At 40.5% G+C, this 19328-nt stretch carries 18 protein-coding genes; 12 read left to right on the plus strand and 6 right to left on the minus strand.

The features are described from left to right. The first annotated feature begins 16 nt into the window (after positions 1–16). The 4 genes from PL9631_RS04820 (at position 17) to PL9631_RS04835 (ending at position 4848) form a co-directional block, all read left to right on the plus strand. On the plus strand, positions 17–1435 hold the full coding sequence (locus tag PL9631_RS04820) for a hypothetical protein (protein WP_083617598.1): 1419 nt from the start codon (positions 17–19) through the stop codon (positions 1433–1435). 298 nt (positions 1436–1733) lie between these two features. Then, positions 1734–1850: a photosystem II reaction center protein I gene (locus PL9631_RS04825; RefSeq protein WP_071782591.1), complete on the plus strand. Its 117-nt coding sequence runs from the start codon at positions 1734–1736 to the stop codon at positions 1848–1850. A gap of 209 nt (positions 1851–2059) precedes the next feature. Next, complete coding sequence (locus PL9631_RS04830) at positions 2060–4252, plus strand: DUF3769 domain-containing protein (protein WP_083617599.1); 2193 nt, start codon at positions 2060–2062, stop codon at positions 4250–4252. A 32-nt stretch (positions 4253–4284) separates the two neighbouring features. Further along, positions 4285–4848, plus strand: coding sequence for a hypothetical protein (locus tag PL9631_RS04835; protein WP_083617601.1), 564 nt, complete (start codon positions 4285–4287; stop codon positions 4846–4848). On the opposite strand, the gene PL9631_RS04840 is transcribed toward PL9631_RS04835, so the two are convergent. Next, positions 4832–5101, minus strand: a complete 270-nt coding sequence (locus tag PL9631_RS04840; RefSeq protein ID WP_083617603.1) for an FmdB family zinc ribbon protein — start codon at positions 5099–5101, stop codon at positions 4832–4834. The two genes, PL9631_RS04835 and PL9631_RS04840, sit on opposite strands and share 17 nt — an antisense overlap. Before the next feature lie 340 nt (positions 5102–5441). On the opposite strand from PL9631_RS04840, the gene PL9631_RS04845 reads away from it, so the two are divergent. Beyond that, complete coding sequence (locus PL9631_RS04845; RefSeq protein WP_083617605.1) at positions 5442–6038, plus strand: hypothetical protein; 597 nt, start codon at positions 5442–5444, stop codon at positions 6036–6038. An 83-nt stretch (positions 6039–6121) separates the two neighbouring features. Further along, positions 6122–7723 carry a tetratricopeptide repeat protein gene (locus tag PL9631_RS04850; RefSeq protein WP_083617607.1) on the plus strand — a complete coding sequence of 534 codons (1602 nt, stop codon included), beginning with the start codon at positions 6122–6124 and terminating at the stop codon, positions 7721–7723. 143 nt (positions 7724–7866) lie between these two features. Here PL9631_RS04850 and PL9631_RS04855 read toward each other — a convergent pair whose 3' ends face one another. Both PL9631_RS04855 and PL9631_RS04860 read right to left on the minus strand, forming a co-directional pair. After that, a complete protein-coding gene (locus PL9631_RS04855) occupies positions 7867–8253 on the minus strand; it encodes a type II toxin-antitoxin system VapC family toxin (RefSeq protein WP_083617609.1) in 387 nt (128 codons plus the stop codon). A 2-nt stretch (positions 8254–8255) separates the two neighbouring features. After that, entirely contained in the window at positions 8256–8486 is a 231-nt protein-coding gene (locus PL9631_RS04860; protein ID WP_197046265.1) for a type II toxin-antitoxin system Phd/YefM family antitoxin, read from the minus strand. Between the two features lie 188 nt (positions 8487–8674). Here PL9631_RS04860 and PL9631_RS04865 point away from each other — a divergent pair, with 188 nt between their 5' ends. The 6 genes from PL9631_RS04865 to PL9631_RS04890 all read left to right on the plus strand — a co-directional run bounded on the left by PL9631_RS04865 (position 8675) and on the right by PL9631_RS04890 (position 16809). Continuing rightward, entirely contained in the window at positions 8675–9169 is a 495-nt protein-coding gene (locus tag PL9631_RS04865) for a DUF29 domain-containing protein (RefSeq protein ID WP_083617613.1), read from the plus strand. A 358-nt stretch (positions 9170–9527) separates the two neighbouring features. Next, the gene (gene gcvP, locus PL9631_RS04870) at positions 9528–12446 is read left to right on the plus strand and encodes an aminomethyl-transferring glycine dehydrogenase (protein ID WP_197046266.1); all 2919 of its coding nucleotides are present in this window, start codon (positions 9528–9530) and stop codon (positions 12444–12446) included. 130 nt (positions 12447–12576) lie between these two features. Further along, positions 12577–13482: a restriction endonuclease gene (locus PL9631_RS04875; protein ID WP_083617741.1), complete on the plus strand. Its 906-nt coding sequence runs from the start codon at positions 12577–12579 to the stop codon at positions 13480–13482. A gap of 58 nt (positions 13483–13540) precedes the next feature. After that, positions 13541–14461 (plus strand): hypothetical protein, encoded by a 921-nt coding sequence (locus tag PL9631_RS04880; RefSeq protein WP_083617615.1) that lies wholly within the window; start codon positions 13541–13543, stop codon positions 14459–14461. 114 nt (positions 14462–14575) lie between these two features. Beyond that, complete coding sequence (trpC, locus tag PL9631_RS04885) at positions 14576–15466, plus strand: indole-3-glycerol phosphate synthase TrpC (protein ID WP_083617617.1); 891 nt, start codon at positions 14576–14578, stop codon at positions 15464–15466. A 188-nt stretch (positions 15467–15654) separates the two neighbouring features. Next, positions 15655–16809: a pyridoxal-phosphate-dependent aminotransferase family protein gene (locus PL9631_RS04890; RefSeq protein WP_083617619.1), complete on the plus strand. Its 1155-nt coding sequence runs from the start codon at positions 15655–15657 to the stop codon at positions 16807–16809. Between the two features lie 63 nt (positions 16810–16872). Here PL9631_RS04890 and PL9631_RS04895 read toward each other — a convergent pair whose 3' ends face one another. The 3 genes from PL9631_RS04895 to nblR all read right to left on the minus strand — a co-directional run bounded on the left by PL9631_RS04895 (position 16873) and on the right by nblR (position 19182). Further along, complete coding sequence (locus PL9631_RS04895; protein ID WP_083617621.1) at positions 16873–17088, minus strand: DUF2949 domain-containing protein; 216 nt, start codon at positions 17086–17088, stop codon at positions 16873–16875. 669 nt (positions 17089–17757) lie between these two features. After that, complete coding sequence (locus PL9631_RS04900; RefSeq protein ID WP_156090461.1) at positions 17758–18279, minus strand: DUF192 domain-containing protein; 522 nt, start codon at positions 18277–18279, stop codon at positions 17758–17760. Between the two features lie 207 nt (positions 18280–18486). Then, complete coding sequence (gene nblR, locus PL9631_RS04905) at positions 18487–19182, minus strand: response regulator transcription factor NblR (RefSeq protein ID WP_083617623.1); 696 nt, start codon at positions 19180–19182, stop codon at positions 18487–18489. Positions 19183–19328 lie beyond the last annotated feature (146 nt).

The following is a 19328-nucleotide window of genomic DNA, read 5'->3' on the forward strand; positions in this document are numbered from 1 at the left end:
CAAACTTAATATAACCATGTCTGTTGCTGACTCCGGGCCATATAAAAGTCGATTCTTTAATTTTATCTCTGAGGCGACGCAGAAATTTACCGATGAGGGAAGTCGCAGTTGGCGCTATTTTAAGTTCGCCACCGATATCGCCCTGCAAACAGCACTATACCCAGTTTATTTTATCCTGCAAACCGTTCGAGTCACTACCCAAAAATTAGGGACGGCGATTAAACAACATTTACCTCAACTCAATTCTGAGGTCAAGTCCCAACCTCCTAATGTTGATACTCCGATTATTCATATTCTAAATACCGTTACCACCGAAACCCCATCTCTATTAGAAAATTCGATAACTTCTCAACCCGCAGTAGGAGAAATTCAAGGGGTAGCTAGTCAAATTGATTCCCAAACCCTAGTATTAGTTCAAAAAGATAATCAAATTTTAGATAGTCTCACCGTTGAACAACAATATCAACTTCAACAACAGATTAGTTTAGAAGTCGCAGAATATCGCTATTGTTATCGAAATTTAGCACAACATCCCAAACCCTTTCAACCACAGTTACAACCTTTTAGCCATCCTATCAATGTTGTATTGCCGATTCGAGGATTTTGGCAAGTCTTATGTTGGGTACAAACCAGTCCCGTCGCCGTAAAAATTAATTGTTTTGGGGAGTCTAATTTTGTTGAGTCGGTTTCTTTCCCCCAACCTTCCCCTACTTTTATTCATACCCTAGATTCGGCGATCGCGCAAGTCGAAGATTATTCTATTATTCCCATCTCCCAAGCTACCCATAGCTTAGTCCAACAGAGTCAAACCCTGGGAAAAACCGTTATTCACACTTGGCAACATCCCCATTTATCCGTCAAATCAGCATCTTCCTTAGAAACGGGTTTTGATCAATATTTTTATCAAGTTCAGTCCTTGATTTTTGCCGCGATAGATTATTTCTTCAAAGACCATCAGCAGACTATTAATTCTGAGGATATCCCCGAACAATTTCCTGGGGTAATTTCAACTTTAACTACTGCTTCCTTAGAATATCCTGAGTTAACCATTGATGCTCGGACAAATAATATCTTATCCAAACTCAAAAAACCGAAAACCCAGAATAACCCTATTGAAAATAATCGGATTTTTCAAAATCTTCAAGATTCTTTAAACCGCTTCCCCCCAAAAACCACCCGAGAAAATATCGGTTTAATTTCCGCAACTGCCCCGACATCCTTGACAAAAACACCAACTCGTGTTAAGGACTCCGATCAAATTTCCCCTAATCCATCTTCCCCTACCTGCGAACCCGACTGGCTAGAAGCCCAGGTGACATCAACTGGATATATTAAACATCCTCTGGAGAAGATTTTAGGATGGTTAGATCAGGTTATGGTTAAAGTGGAGGAGGCGATCGCGAAAACCTGGTATTGGTTTACCCATTATGAGTAAGGGGGAATTACGAATTACGAATTACGAATTACGAATTACGAATTACGAATTACGAATTACGATGGGGAATGGGTAATGTACCGTAGTTGTTCCAGCCGTTCTGGCAAGTGCTAGATCCAAAAATGACCCTATAGGCGCGCACAGACCACCCATCCTAATAATAACACAAAATCAATTCCTGTCAAGGGGGTAGAAAAAGAATCCTTAAAGCAAAGGATATTTTAGGATATGATGGTAAAGTTGTGCCTCCGGCATAGCAGCTATAAATAGACTCTTACAGCCTCGGAGAAATTCACAAATGCTGACCCTGAAAATCGTAGTTAATATCGTCGTTTTGTTCTTCTTTAGTTTATTTGTGTTTGGTTTCCTGTCCAATGACCCCGCCCGGAACCCCAAACGCAGAGACTTAGAATAAAGCAGCATGGAAGTTGTCTCAACAGAAGTTGGGGCATGAACATCAAAACCAGATGCCGACAACCTCTGTGAACAAAATCCCTGATATGATAAAAGCTTGGAGTGTCATTAGTGATCATCCCTACCAGTTGATAACTAATGACATTGTTTTTGCCTATTCCTTCAAGGGGTTGAGTTCTGGCTATTCTGTGAAGTTCCGTTACAGCAAGTATGCCCTACCCGCCACTACCGCCTGAACCGCCCCCCATTATTCGTCGCCTTCCCCAACCCGAGACTACTGAAACGGGGAAAATGGGATTAGCACCACAAATATCTTCCCGGGTCAAAACCCAAAGCACCATCAGCTATCCTTTACCTGAAGAGCAGATTCACCCAACCCGACCCCTATCCGCAGAAATGTTAGGGTCTGTCCTCACTTTAGAAACCCCCCCACCCTTAACCGATGATCAATATCGGTTCCATTCCTCCTTTTCGTTTACCGATACCGATGATTCCTGTCCGAGTCCTTGTAACGCCATCGTTGTCACACCCCCCAAGACCCCAACCCCAGAATCCACCGTTATCCCCGTTCCCACTCCCGCAGATATTGTAGAAATCACCGCCGATCGGCAAGAATACGATCAACAAAGGCAAATCGTCATTGCCCAAGGCAACGTGATAGTGCGGTTTCGCCAGTCCCTAATTGACGCGGATCAGGCCCAAGTTAACCTGAGTACCCGTCAAGTGATTGCCCAAGGAAATGTGGCCCTAACCCGGGGAAATCAGGTGATTCGGGGCGATCGCATGGATTATAACTTCGTACAAAGTACCGGGTCAGTTTACCAAGCCAACGGCGTTGTTTATACCCCTTCATCTGCCACGGATTTAAGCGTAGTTGACCCCCTAACTCCCGGCGTTACCCCCCTTCTAAGCGCCCCGATCAGCGATCGGATTACCGCTGCCCAACCCTTAGCCAAAGTCAAAGCCGATGGGGGATTGAACGCCAGCGTCTCCGCCGGAGGAGGGGACTCCTTTGGGGTACAAGGGAGCGTCAACCGTCTCAGATTTGCCGCCGAACGGATTGATCTGTTTGGGGATGGGGGATGGGAAGCCCAACAGGTGAGAATTACCAACGATCCCTTTTCCCCCCCGGAACTCGAATTAAGGGCCGATACCGCCCGATTTACCAGGGTTTCTCCCCTGCGGGATGAACTGATTACCACCAGATCCCGGCTGGTGCTGGATCAATCCTTTAACCTGCCTCTATTTCGAGAACGCACGGTTATTGATCGCACAGAAAAAGAACCCCTACCCTTTTCCATTGGTTATGATCTCAGGGATTTTGGGGGATATTATATCCAAGGCAATCTTCCCTCCGTTCCCCTGGGCCCATTAACATTGCGAGTCGCCCCCCGATTGTTACTGCAACGGGCGTTTCAAGAGAACGTCGCCCCCTTCGATCCCAAAGCCTTGGGGTTAGAAGCCCAATTATCCGGGTCAATTACCCCCACAACAGAATTAAGAGGATTTTTATCCATAAATACCTTAGAAAATTTCCCCGATCTGAATGAAGAGGCCCTCCGTAGTAGTCTGCGTGTGCGTCAACAATTGGGGGCGGGGTTTGCCCTGAATGGGGAATATAGTTACCGCAACCGTCTGTTTAATGGAACTTTAGGATATCGTACCGTCTGGAGTAGTTTAGGGGCGGTGCTGACTTCTCCTAAGATTGCTTTAAACGACCAAGGGGCGACCTTTAGCTTTCAAACCTCCTATCAATCGGTGACGGCCGATAGCGACAGCCTGGAATTACTCAAACCGACCCGTGTGAATGATCGAGTCACCTTAGATCGTTATGAAGCCTTGGGAACTTTAATTTATCCCGTTTTATTATGGCGGGGGGAAGGCTTACCCGCAACGGCTACGGAAGGTTTACGGTATACGCCTCGACCCGTGATTCCCTTCGTGCAATTAGCCTTTATTGCCCGAGGAGTCACCACCCAATATAGTCAGGATTATTCCCAATCCTATCTGAGTACCTCCGTCGGAGTGCAAGGACAATTAGGTCATTTTTCTAAAGACTTTTTAGACTATACGGGATTTAGCCTTTTTTATACTCAAGTGGTATTAGATGGACAATCGCCCTTTTTGTTTGATCGTTTAGTCGATCAACGGGTATTAAGTATGGGATTAGTGCAGCAACTTTATGGGGGGTTAAGGGCTGGGATTGAATCGGCGGTTAATTTAGATAATGGTTTATCATTAAATAATGAATTAACCTTAGAATATAGTCGCCGTACCTATGGGCTGATTCTGAGGATTAATCCGGTGCGTCGAATTGGGAGTATTAATCTGAGGATTAGTGATTTTAACTGGATCGGAACCCCAGACCCCTATTTTGGTTCTACTCCTGAAATAGAAAATTAGGGTATAAAGTTTATAATCATAAGACCCAGGAGGTGATTTTTCTGTTTGCTGTAGAATTTCCTTTTAGCGAGGAAGAACCCCGTAAATATCTGGCAGCAGCGCCGATAGAAGATCCTTGGAGCCTTTCTAGTTCGGTCAAACCCTCGGATTTGCTGAAATATTATGGTTTTGAATTAGCAGACCAGACCCCGGAACAAATTATTGAGCGCTGGGAAAAACACTATGATCCAGATTGGTTTTTACCCGCTATTTTAGAATCTTTATATCAGGGACGCTATAAAGCGATTTCTGTGGAACATATTTTAATATCTTGGCAACGGCGAGGAAAAAAAGTATCTCATTTTACTTCAGACTTTGAGCGTTTAATTTGTCATCGGTTTCCCAAAAATTTATTATTAGAAAGTCAAAATAAAAATATATCATCAATAACAGAGCCAATCCTTAAATCTTCAGAAAGTCAGGAATTAGACCCTGATGAAATCAAAAAATTATCCCTAAAACACCCTAATTTTCACCAGAAGTTAAAGGGATTTATGGGGGATACAGAAAAAGAAAAAGCTAAACCTCAATCTCGTTCAATTAATCCGAAGCCGTGACATTTTCATAAACTCCCTGATCTCGTTTGACCAACTTGGTAAACCCGGCATTTTTGTAATCAGCGTTGGAAGTGGGAATTGATAACATGGGAGCACTCAGTACCCGACGAACCGGGGCATCTTTGGGGGTACTTCCCGGGTCACACTTAGCCAACTGACATACCTCACCCCAGGTGGTAATCTCTTGGGTATAGGAGTGCATCACTTCCAGGGTTTGGTTATTGCTGGGACAAAAATAATCGTAAATTGGCATAGCAAAGTCTTGGATTTGAATAACGACAAATTGGTGTCACCCCAATTATGGATAATTTTATCCAAAGTTTTAGGAAATGGGAAGGGGAAAGAAAACCCGATACAATTTTGCCAAAATCGGGGATAATACAAAAGTTGAGGTGATAATTTTGGGTCATTGATTCAACGGGATGCTATTCTTGACCATCCCAGGTAAAACCAGAGACAACTATTTTCAGAGTAATCAATTGGAGGAAAAACACAATTCAAACCGAGCTTGGATTTCAATAAATTTCTAAATTAACTGCGCTGAGTAAGTGTTAAAAAAACTGTCAAATATAGCTGTAAATGAGGACAAATCCATGAGTGATTTTAAACCAACTCCCGAAACCAATATGACAACCAATCAACTTTTAGATCGCTATCAACTCCATGATGCTAATACCCTAAAAACTTGGGCAAGTTTGCATGGCATTTCCCAACAAAATGATCTGTTTGCTCCGGCGGAAGTTGACTTAATTGATCATGTGCATCATCATATTTATAATTTGGGGATGACCGTTGACGAATATCAAAATTTCTTAAATCATCGCCTCAATCGAGTGCAAGCAACGGTAGAAGTTCAACCACCTATTATTGATCGAAATCCCGTTTCTGATCCGATCACAACCGACGCTTCCCAAGCCGTAGAATCTTTGATGGAGCAGTATTCGGAAGCGATTGAATTCATGGGAGAAAGAATTGCCGATCATTTCATTGATGAATTAGATTTATCCGTCATGCGTCATCTGGCGAAAAAAGTAAAAGAACGTCAATTGTTAAATGGTCAAGTCCCTAAACCCAATCGTTTTTTAAGAACCATTCAAGCGGTATTAAAACCGAAGAACAGTCCTTTATTAACCTCTCCTTCCCCCGAAGAAAGCACTGTTCAAATGGAGAGTAATCACCGTTTAGGTTAATTTAAAAATAGATAGGGTTTACGGTTGAGGCTTAATCTTTTTACCTTAACCGAAACCCTCACCCCTTGACTACAAATTACCCCATGGACTCATCTTTAAATCCCAAGACTTTTGTTAAATATTTATATCAACAGGCTAATTATCATTTAGTCCATCAACAGGTTGATCAAGCTCTTTCTATTTGTTTGGTAGCTCTTAATTTAGATCCAGACTACGCGCCCATTTCTAAAACCTTAGGGTTAATTTGGCAAGTTCAAGAGGATTTTGAACAGGCGGAATTTTGGTATCAAAAAGCCCTGAAACTACAGCCGAATTATGCAGAAGTCTATGGGAATTTAGGAGATATTTATAGTCAAAAACAAGACGGGGAAACGGCAATTTTTAATTATCGAAAGGCGATAGAATGTAATCCTAATTTGGCGGTAATTTATCAAAACTTAGCCAAGGTGTTGATCGAAATTGATCAACAGGATGAAGGAGAAGAACTCTGGTACAAAGCCTTACATTTAGAACCCAGTTTAGGGACATTTGCTGATTATTTAACCTTGGGAAATAGACTTTTTCAAAAACGGAAAATTAATCCCGCAATTTTTTGTTATCAAAATGCAATTCAGGCTAACCCAAATGGGTATGAACCCTATCATAATTTAGGAGAGGTTTATCTTCAACTCCAACAGTGGGAGAATGCCGCCCAAGCCTATAGTCAAGCTATTGAAAGGAATGCTCAAGGGTTGACTTCCTATATGGGTTTGGGGAATGCTTATAAACAATTAAGAAAATGGGAAAATGCCATTCATTGTTATCAGCGAGTGATCGAATTAAATCCTACGGCCTATTTGCCCCATTTTCAAATTGCAGAAATTAAGTTTAAATTACAACAATGGGATGAGGCGATCGCCCATTATCAAAATGCCCTAAAAGTGGAAGATAAAAACCCATTTATCTATTTATCTTTGAGTCGAGCTTATAGTTATCAAAAACAATGGGAAGAAGCGATCGCAGCTTCTCAAAAAGCCCTCCTATTAAGTCCTGATTTACCCCATGCTCATACCCATTTAGGGAACTTTCTATCGGAAATCGGAGAGGTAGAAACCGCCATCCAAGCCCATCAAAAATCCCACTATTTAAGGGGATGGAATGCTAGTTTGGAAAAAGGGTATCGTTTTACAAAAGATTGGTTTACCGTTAACATTCCCCACTGGGAAAAAGCCCTATCTGCTTTCGCTAATTGTCCTGAAATTCAAGGCTTAGAAATCGGTAGTTTTCAAGGGATGTCTGCTTGTTGGTTACTGGATCATATTTTAACCCATGCTACAGCAAAAATAACCTGTATTGATTTAGGATTTAAACCGGAATTTGATGGGAATATTACTAAAACGGGAGTAGCCGAAAAAGTTACTAAATTAGAAGGATATTCCCAAGAAATTTTAGCAACCCTAACTCCTAATACCTACAATTTTGTTTATATTGATGGCTGTCATTTAGCCTCGGTGGTCTTGCAGGATGCTTTGCTTTCTTGGAATTTACTTAAACCCGGAGGAATTATGATTTTTGATGATTATGAATATCGAGATCCTGACCACCCAGAAGAAGATACGGGTAAAGGAATTGATCAGTTTCTTAAAACGATATCTGAGCCCGTAAAAATTCTACATCAAGGCTATCAATTAATGATTCAGAAATGAGGTGACAACCTCGTAAGCATACAAGAATGCTGTGTCCATGATAATGAAATAAAAAGATGCCATAGCCTTTCTTTTATTAATTATTGAAAAGCGCGGTCTTTTTTTATTTAATTCATAGAAAAGCGATCGCTATCCACAAATGCTTAGTCTACTCTGGGAATTGGGTATAAATTAAATACAGAATCTTGACTAATAATAGAAATTTTTTCAACGATACTTTGTGCAATTAATAATCGATCAAGGGGATCTTTATAATAAAAAGGTAATTGACAAACCAAGTTTAAATGACTCAGTTTAATTTCTAGTAAATTAAAATCTTCTAGCTGGAGTTTTTCTGCTATATAGTCCTCTAATGATACCGATAAAGTTAGTTTTCCTTGACTTTGCTTAATTGCCATCTCCCAAACACTTGCCACACTAATATATTTGATGTTGTTTATATCTTCAATTAAATTTCGCGCCGTCCCATTGAGTTTTTCATTCCCTGAGAAAAACCAAATTAGTGCATGAGTATCTAATAAAACTTGCATTTCTAATCTTGAAATTCTTCTAAAGGATCATCAAAATCATCAGTAATAGAAATAATTCCTTTATCTGTTCCAAATAAAGCCGGACGTTGAGATTGTTTTTGCCGAAGTAAAACCAATTTCAACAAAGGTTTTTTATTTTCTGTAATAATAATTTCTTCTCCATTTATAGCTAAATCAAATAATTCTGAAATTTGGGAAATTGCCTGTGTAATTTCTATGGAAGACATAGCCATCTAGTGGAACGCCATTATTCACCCATTATAGCAGAAAATTTATATTTTCTCCTCGTACTTTTTATTCTCTGGTAATATCCCGAAGCCGGAAAAAAGATGTGCTTGCTTTTTTGTTGAAGTTGCGATCGCCCAATTTGACACCTATTTTAAAAAACAATATAATTCCTTCTATCCTCTGAATTAATATTATGGATATAAAACAGAGCGCATCCTTTCAAAAAAGCTCCTCTCTTTATGAACAAGACTTTTATGGATGGACACAGCAACAAGCTAAACTACTACGGGAAGGCGCATTAGATCACCTTGATATCATTAATTTGGCTGAGGAGATTCAATCTTTGGGAAAGCAACAAAAGCAAGAGTTAAAAAACCGTTTAGGAATCTTACTCGGTCATTTACTAAAGTGGGAGTTTCAACCGAATAAACGCTCTAAAAGTTGGTTTGTGACCCTGCGCGAACAACGCCGAGAGATTGGCTATTTACTAACAGAAAATCCCAGTTTAAAACCCTATCTTCCTGAAGCATTACACAAAGGTTATCAAAGTGGCATTGACTTAGCTGTACGCGAAACCTCCCTGAATGATCAGGATTTTCCCACGGAATGTCCCTATACCCTCGACAAAGTTTTAGACACTAGCTTTTTCCCTGGAGAACCTTCTGATCACTTTCAGAATCAGAAATAGATCCGAAAGATAGTTTAATAAACCGGGTTTCTGTCATCACTTTTGCTCAATCATAGTGTGAGTAATTGTGGGCATTTTTGCTCGGAATAGGAGTAAACTAATTTAGACTCATAATATAATTTTAGCTGAAATCTATAGCAATAAGCAGGTTATTGTTAACAACTCCTTTGTGTCTTAGTGTCTTGGTGGTTAAATTAATCCTACAATTAATGATTCAAAAGTAGGAGCGAAGATCAAGATTAGTTTAACCCCGAAGACACAAAGACACAGAGAATTGATCAACTATTCCTATCTCTTGTCTTGAAACTTTGCTAAACTAATTTTAAGAAAAGTAAAGAGTTGAATCAATCGGAGCTTCATGTTAGAGATTACTTCCTCAGCGAACACCCAGATGGAAACCATGCTATCTTCCGCCCCCAAGGGTAACGGAAACCCCCCCCAGTCCCAGGGGTTTGCCCAACGGCATCTAGGCCCCAATTCCGTTGAGATTCAACAAATGTTAGAATTGTTGGGGGTTTCTAGTTTAGAAACTTTAATTGATCAAACAATTCCCTCAACCATTCGCCTCAATCATAGCCTAAAATTACCAGAAGCGTTAAGTGAATATGCGGCTTTAAATCAATTAAAAGCGATCGCTTCTCAAAATCAAGTCTATCGTTCTTTTATTGGCATGGGATACTCCGATTGTATCACACCCGGAGTGATTCAAAGAAATATCCTAGAAAATCCCGGTTGGTATACCGCTTATACCCCCTATCAAGCCGAAATTGCCCAAGGTCGCTTAGAAGCTTTATTAAACTTTCAAACCCTAATTATTGACTTAACCGGATTAGAAATAGCTAACGCTTCCCTACTCGATGAAGCCACCGCCGCCGCCGAAGCTATGAGTCTAAGTTATGCCGTTTCTAAAACCAAAGCTAAGGGCTTTTTTGTTTCCCAAGATTGTCACCCTCAAACTATTGATGTAGTTAAAACCAGGGCAATTCCCCTAGGTATTGAGATTATTATTGGAGATCATCATACCTTTGATTTTAGCACATCTATCTTTGGATGTCTACTGCAATATCCTACTACTGATGGTACAATTTATGACTATCGAAACTTTATCGAAACAGCCCAAAAACATCAGGCTTTAGTTACCGTGGCGGCGGATATTTTAAGTTTAACTCTATTAACATCTCCTGGGGAATTAGGAGCAGATATTGCGGTCGGAAGTACCCAACGGCTGGGGGTTCCCCTGGGTTATGGTGGCCCCCATGCGGCCTATTTTGCCACCAAAGAAGCCTATAAACGCAACGTTCCGGGTAGGATGGTGGGTGTGTCTAAAGATGCCCAAGGAAACCCCGCCTTGCGGTTAGCATTACAAACCCGGGAGCAACATATTCGCCGCGATAAAGCTACCAGTAATATTTGTACAGCCCAGGTCTTATTAGCGGTAATTGCCAGTTTATATGCGGTCTATCATGGGCCGTCTGGACTCCAACAAATTGCCCAAACCATTCATCAGTTAACCCTAACCTTAGCAGAAGGATTAAAACGGTTAGGATATGTAATAGGAACAGAACCCTTTTTTGATACCATTAAAGTCACATTAGGGAAGAAATCCTTAACGAAAATTCTATCTGCCTCCCAAGTTAAACAGATCAATCTCCGAGTCATTGATGATCAAACCGTTGGCATTAGTTTGGATGAAACCACCACAATTAATGATGTCATTGATTTATGGCAAATCTTTGCCGAATCTGAATTAACATTTACCGTTGAAGATGTTTTAAACCCGTCAGAAAACCTAACTGCATTTACCCGAAAATCTGCCTATTTAACCCATCCTGTTTTCAACAGTTACCATTCAGAAACCGAACTTCTGCGCTATATTCATCGCTTAGAAACTAAGGATTTATCCTTAACTACTTCGATGATTCCTTTGGGTTCCTGTACAATGAAATTGAACGCCACGGCGGAAATGATTCCGGTAACTTGGCCAGAATTTGGAAAACTCCATCCTTTCGCCCCAAAAGACCAAACCCAAGGCTATCAAATTCTGTTTGAACAATTAGAAAACTGGTTAGCAGAAATAACAGGATTTGCCGGAATTTCGTTACAACCAAATGCAGGTTCCCAGGGAGAATATGCCGGATTATTGGTTATTCGCCACTACCACGAAAGTCGGGGAGAAATAAACCGAAATATCTGTTTAATTCCCGAATCTGCCCACGGCACAAACCCAGCTAGTGCGGTGATGTGCGGGTTTAAAGTAGTTCCGGTTGCTTGTGATGATCAAGGCAATATTAATATCAATGATTTGCAAGCAAAAGCCGAAAAACATCAAGATAATTTAGCTGCATTAATGATAACATATCCTTCAACCCACGGTGTCTTTGAAACCGGAATTGAAGACATTTGTAATATCATTCACAGCAACGGCGGACAGGTTTATATGGATGGGGCAAATATGAACGCCCAAGTCGGGTTATGTCGTCCCGGGGATTTTGGCGCCGATGTCTGCCACCTCAACCTGCATAAAACCTTCTGTATTCCCCACGGGGGCGGTGGGCCAGGGATGGGGCCGATTGGGGTCGCTGCCCATTTAGTTCCCTTCCTCCCCGGTCATGGGGTCGTAAATATCCCAGGAAGTCAAACCGGGGCTGTTTCCGCCGCCCCTTGGGGGAGTGCGAGTATCCTGGTGATTTCTTGGATGTATATTGCTATGATGGGGGCGAAGGGGTTAACAGAAGCGACAAAATTGGCAATTTTAAATGCGAATTATATTGCCAATCGTTTAAATAACTATTACCCGATTTTGTACAAAGGAAATCAGGGATTTGTTGCCCATGAATGTATTTTAGATTTGCGGGGCGTGAAGAAATCTGCGGGTATTGAAGTTGATGATATTGCTAAACGATTAATGGACTATGGATTCCATGCCCCGACGGTTTCTTGGCCTGTAGCTGGAACTATGATGGTAGAACCAACTGAAAGCGAATCTAAAGCCGAATTAGATCGGTTTTGTGATGCGATGATTGCCATTTATCAGGAGATTTCCGAGATAGAATCGGGGGCGATGGATGCCACTAATAATATGTTAAAAAATGCGCCCCATACGGCAATTTCCTTACTTTGTGGCGAATGGAATCATCCCTATTCCCGTGAACAAGCCGCCTATCCCGCCCCCTGGACAAAAGAACATAAATTCTGGCCGTCTGTGGGACGAATTGATAATGCTTTTGGCGATCGCAATTTTATCTGTTCCTGCTTACCAATGGATGCCTATGAGTAATTAAAATAATCCCCCGTTAATCTTTGATATGACGGGGGATTTTTGTTCTAATAATCCCTGTTGGGTGATTTTTCATAAAGAACCTAAAGCCATTAATTTAGGTAAATTTTCAATCGCAACTTCTAAAACAATGAATCAATCCTTAAATATTCCTTCCTATAGCGATTTATTTGAACCCACTATTAAAGCTCTTAAATCTTTAGGAGGGTCAGGAACAGTGCAAGAAATTTATGATCAAGTCTGTCAACTTCAAAGTTTCTCAGAACAACAACAGAGTATTTTACATAAACAAGGGCCACAGACAGAAATTGACTATCGTTTAGGTTGGGTGAGAACTTATTTAAAAGTATATGGAGTTTTAGAAAGTGTAAGACGAGGAGTATGGTCACTCACGGAGAAAGGTAGAAATCTGCAAGTTATTAATCCTAAAGAAATTAATAGATTTGTAAATCAAACAACACGAAAGAAAACTGAAAATGTTATTCCTGAATCTGTTCAAGATTTTAATGTATTGCCACAACCTACAATTGAAACAATAGAATCTATTTCAGATAACGATCAAATTCCTGCTAATTCTGATATTTGGATAGAAAAACTATTGAAAGTTTTACAACAAATCCCTCCCGATAGTTTTGAAAGATTGTGTCAACGAATTTTAAGAGAATCGGGCTTTATTAAAGTTGAAGTAACCGGAAGAAAAGGAGATGGGGGAATTGATGGAATTGGAGTCTTAAAAATTGCCCTTTTGAGTTTTCAAGTATTCTTTCAATGTAAACGTTATACAGGTTCCGTTGGCCCTTCTGAAATTCGAGATTTCCGAGGTGCTATGGTAGGAAGAACCGATAAAGGTTTATTTCTAACCACAGGAACTTTTACCAGTTCAGCCAAACAAGAAGCAACCCGTGACGGTGCGCCCGTATTAGATTTAATTGATGGGGAACAACTTTGTCAAATTCTCAAAGATTTGAATTTAGGAGTCGAAACAAAAATGATTGAAGTCGTTGAAATTGATCAAAATTGGTTTAATCATTTATAATTTCTATACTATAATTAAATACTAACTCAACCCCAAAACACTTTACCTATTCTCTATTATGCTTGTATTTTTTATTCATGGTGTCGCCACAAGGGATGCTTGCTACTCATCAAATTTACAACAACTTATCAAAACAGAATTTAGTCACCGGGAAGAAAAGAATCCTCATTTTTATGCTGGTTTTTGGGGTTCTGCTTTAACAGATATAGGGAAAATATGGAATGGTATTGATGAGGATTTAGCAGCCGTTAAAAAGAAATATCCTAAAATTGCTAGTGAAGATATTTTTCGATATCGAACCTTTAGAGAAGGCTTATTTTCTCAATTTCTTGGAGATTTCTTTACCTATATGAATCCTGATAAGGGTCGAGAAATTCGCAAAACAATCGCTCAACAACTCTATAATTTTATTAAGGAAAACCCCAATGATTCTGAACTTCATATTGTTGCCCATTCGTTAGGAACTGTGATTTTATGGGATGTTTTATTTTCAGATCGATTTTCAGCGAAAGATCCCGCTTTATCGATTCGATCTATGATTCGAGAATTGCAAAATCAGACAGATGTAAAACTTAAACATCAGGTTAATTTGAGCAGTATCACGCTCATGGGTTCGCCCATTTTATTGATTAACATGATGTTAGATGTGCGTCCCGAAAAAGTCAATCAATTTGCTCATTCCTATTCTTCTGAACACCCTTTAAGATGGCTCAATTTAATTCATGCTTCCGACTTAATTACTTATCCCTTAAAAGCGAATTTACATCTGGCTGAAAATAGTTATCTAAAATTTGAAGATGAGTATTTATTAGACGATGCTAACTGGGTTGAAAAAATAGCTAGAAATTTTGGTCAAAATGACTTAGCAATGGCTGTGAGTTCTAGTGATGCCCATAATAGTTATTGGAATTGTCCTCACACTGCTAGATTAATTACTAATAATATTTTAAATCAACTTGACAATAATGGTTTATTCTAATGTATCTGATGATATTCTACCCGATCCTAGAAAAAAGTTTGAAATAAAGCTCAATATCCATTAAAATGTTAATTCTGACAACCTACTGTTAAATCTTCAATATTGCTAAATTCTATGGTACAAATTCGTCGTCGTCAACCTAATCCCGCCGTTGAAGTCTTAGGTTTACGCTATCAAGTAGCTATACCGGGTGCGGAACCTAAGAATATTTTAGAAGAAATTGTTTGGTATAAAGAAAAAGAAATTACCGACCTTCGGGAACGTTTACCCCTAGAAAAATTAAAGCAAAAAGTCAATACAATTTCCGCCCCCCGTAACTTTTTTGAGGCATTAAAATCCAGTCAAACCCAACCTGCGGTAATTGCAGAAGTTAAAAAAGCCTCCCCCAGTAAAGGAGTAATTCGAGAAGATTTTGACCCCGTGGCGATCGCTCAATCCTATCAACAAGGAGGCGCCAGTTGCCTATCAGTTCTAACCGATAAAAAATTCTTTCAAGGCAGTTTTGAAAACCTCTCTCAAATTCGGGCTGTTGTTGATTTACCCCTACTTTGTAAAGACTTTGTAATTTATCCCTATCAAATTTATCTGGCTAGATATTATGGAGCCGATGCGGTTTTATTAATTGCGGCAGTTCTCTCCGACCAAGACCTGCAATATTTCCTAAAAATTGCCAAAGTTTTAGGGATGACCGCTTTAATTGAAGTCCATACCTTGGAAGAATTAGATCGGGTATTAACCCTCGATGGTGTTAACTTAATCGGGATTAATAACCGAGATTTACAGGATTTTTCTGTTGATTTACAAACCACTTGCCAATTGTTGCAAAGCCGCCAATCCCAACTACAATCCCGTGATATTTTAGTTGTGAGTGAATCGGGACTTTATACCCGTGAAGATATCAGTTTAGTCACCCAAGCCGGGGCGAAAGCCGTTTTAATTGGGGAATCTTTAATCAAGCAACCCGATCCTGGTGTTGCCTTAAATCAACTGATTGCCATTAAGTGATATGATCAGAAAACGGTAGAACCGATTCCTATTTCCGCTTATGTTCATTCAATAAGTTAATCCAAAAGGGATTAATGGATCGCATAAAGGGTTGAAATAAGAATTGAAAATTAAGTCACAATTTTGAGGAAAAATATTCCTTCTGTGATTTATGCAGAACACCAAACCCTTATTAATAGAAACAGACCATGGACGATAAATTAATGTTGATGATTCCAGGGCCAACTCCGGTTCCTGAACAGGCTTTACTGGCGCTGTCCAAACACCCCATCGGACACCGCAGTGGCGATTTTTTCAAAATCATGGCCGAGGTGACGGAAAACCTGAAATGGTTACACCAAACCCAAAATGATGTGTTAATTTTAACCGTGAGTGGCACGGGGGCGATGGAAGCCGGAATTATTAATTTCCTCAGCCGGGGAGAAAAGGTGTTATGTGGTTCTAATGGTAAATTCGGAGAACGTTGGGTAGAAGTCGCCACCGCCTACGGGTTGGAAGTTGATACCGTCACCGTCGACTGGGGACAACCCCTAGACCCAGAAGCCTTCCGAGCTAAATTAGAAGCGGATACGAACAAAGAAATCAAGGCTGTAATTATCACCCACAGCGAAACTTCTACCGGGGTAATTAACGATTTAAAAGCGATTAATCACCATGTTAAAGCCCATGGAGCGTTAATGATTGCGGATGCTGTCACCAGTTTAGGTGCTTTTAATCTTCCCATCGATGAATGGGGGATTGATGTGGTGGCTTCTGGTTCTCAAAAAGGCTATATGATTCCCCCGGGTTTGGGATTTGTGGCGGTAAGTGATAAAGCCTGGGAAGCCTACAAAACCGCTAACCTCCCGCGCTATTATTTAGATTTGGGATTGTATAGCAAATCGGCGAAGAAAAATACAAATCCCTTTACTCCTCCGGTGAACTTGTTTTTTGCTTTACAAGTCACGTTACAAATGATGAAAAAAGAAGGGCTGGAAAATATTTTTGCCCGTCATCAACGGTTAACTAAAGTTACTCGGGAAGCGGTAAAAGCCCTGGGATTATCCTTATTTGCCGCCGATGAATGTGCGAGTCCTGCAATTACGGCCGTTGTTCCTCCCGATGGTTTAGATGCTGAAGATATTCGGGCTATTGTTAAGAAGAAATTCGATATTGTTTTGGCCGGAGGACAGGATCATCTCAAGGGTAAAATTTTCCGTATTGGGCATTTAGGATTTGTGAGCGATCGCGATATTTTAACGGCGATCGCTTCCTTAGAAGCGGCATTACAGGAACTTGGTTATCAAGGATTTACTCCGGGTGCTGGAGTTGCTGCGGCGGCTCGGGTGTTAGCAGAATCTTAATTTAATTTTTGAGAATTCTATGGGTGGGCTATTGCCCACCTTTTTTGCTAAAAATCTAAATTTTTAAGCGGTTTCTAACCAGTCAAAAATTTTATCTAACTGTTCTAAAGTCACTAAACCATATTGCCACAGGGTCATGGATACGGGACTTGGATCTTGATATTTATGTTGAGCGTCCGTGGGATGATTTGCTCGTTCTGCCATGGCAATTGAGTCCGCAGATAGGGATAATTCATTCTCCAAAAAATGAATAAATCGAGAGTAATTACTGGGTGTCATTCTAACATTCACCTCCTAATTTAATAAGGATTAAAGGGTTAACAAAAAAAATTTTGATAAAAGCGGCAAATTGCCTTTTTTTATAGATTGATATACCGATCAAGTCTGAGGTTTAAAACTTCAGAACCTTGATCCGTAGCTATTGATTTGGCTGGAGAAAAACTTAAGTATTACTAAACTATTTACCCAGTTTTCTTCTCACGCATCTACATTAGCTGCGATGAACATTCCGCACAATGGAGTGGTAGCCACACAATTTTCTGTCACAGGTTCACTTTCTGAAAGAATAAGTAACCCCTAAGACAGATGAAGCCATCAAAATTAATCGTCGCTCGACAGAACAGTTTGCTTGTCAACAGAGAGAAGTAGCGGAACTCTAAGATATAGAGTCACAGTTTCACGGTTATTTAACCCTAGCTTGTTCAAGACGCGCGAACTTGACTCAAAATCAGCCTTGACAAAAAATCATTGTCGTGGATCAATTTTTTTAGCCCGCTTGCTTCTCCTCACACCTAAGAAGAATAAATCAACTGTATAGGGTTAACGACTGGTACGCTGAACGGTTCACCGAATGAACAGATTAACAAATTTATTTGTTATTGTGTAGACCCTATCATTAAAGTTTTAACAAATTACATGAACTTTTGTAAAGTTTTTTAAACTTAAAGCTCAGGGCTGAGAATTCAGAAAGTTGATCGGGATGCGATCGCCCACTTTCAGCCCCAATTCCTGAGAGCGTCCACCCCGGAGTTCGATCACCCGATCCACCGGAACATCAGGGCCATAGGTAGGACAGGGTTCCTGTTCACAGGGGAGAGCATTGACCTGAATGGCTTTCACCACATCACCCCGCAGAAAAATCATATCTAGGGGAATTTTGCAGTTTTTCATCCAAAACCCCACAACTCGAGGTTGAGCAAAGGGAAATAACATTCCCCGATCATCCGCGAGATCGGTTCTATACATTAAGCCTAATGCTTGCTGTTGGGGTGTTTTAGCTACTTCAAGCTGAATAAGTTCACGGCCAATTTTAGCCTTGGCTGTAATTGGTAACATTTGACCCCGATTTTCTTGGGTTATTATCGGAGACTGAGAAACCGTAGTTCCTAGGCTCGGAGGTTGTGCTGTTGAAACCGATGATAACAAAGGTGAACAGCTAACCAATAATACACCGACCATCCCAAAGCCCATAGAAACTAAGGCTTTTGGGATACGAGTCCAGAGCCAACCCGCCTCAAATTCAATTAACACTTCAAGGTTCAATGTTCTCAAAAAATCCCTATCATCAGCGACAAAAGATTGTACAGCATCTTAGACAACTTTGATCACGGATTTAAGAGGATTACCCATTACCCATTACCCATTACCCATTACCCATTACCCATTACCCATTACCCATTACCCGTCTCTGAGGACATATCCCACTCCTCGAACGGTTTGAATTAGGCGTTTTTCCCCTTCATCTTCAATTTTGAGCCGTAAATAACGAATATAAACTTCTATAACGTTAGACTCTCCCAGAAAGTCGTAACCCCAGACATTCTCTAAAATTTGTTCCCGGGTCAATACTTCTCGCGGATGTTCCATTAAATATTTAAGTAACTCATACTCTTTCATCGTTAGATCAATAGTTCTACCATTGCGGAGCGCCCGACGGGTTGCTAAATCTAAGACTAATTCCCCAAAGCGTAATTGTTCGTTATTGCTAGTTGCAGGTTGCAAATACAGATTAATCCGTTCCAAAAAGGTTTCGGTTCGATAGGGTTTTAAACAATAGTCATCTGCCCCCGACTCTAAACAAGCAATACGGTCTTCGATCGCATCTTTTGCCATTAAAATTAACACAGGTATCCGGCTGCCTAAATCCCGTAAATGACTACAAACCGATAGTCCTGACTCTCCCGCCAATAGTCGGTCAATGACTATTAATGCTGGTTGTAATTCCGTTGCTTGATGTAATCCCGTCACTCCATTATTCACCACAATCGGATAATAACCCGCTTCTTCTAAATCTAGGCTAATCTGTTGAGCTAACAGTTCATCTGGCTCAATAACTAAGATCGAAGGATGCTGATCTAACCCCAACTTATTCATTTATTTTGTTTTGTTTTGATCAAAAAACTTAAAACAGTTTTAACACTTTTCCTTAACTATTGAGCTATTAGTGTGTTAGTACGCACTACTCCCCCTGCTCCCCCTGCTCCCCCTGCTCCCCCTGCTCCCCCTGCTCCCCCTGCTCC

The organism is Planktothrix paucivesiculata PCC 9631 (genome assembly GCF_900009265.2).
In the GTDB taxonomy this organism is placed as follows: Bacteria; Cyanobacteriota; Cyanobacteriia; order Cyanobacteriales; family Microcoleaceae; genus Planktothrix; species Planktothrix paucivesiculata.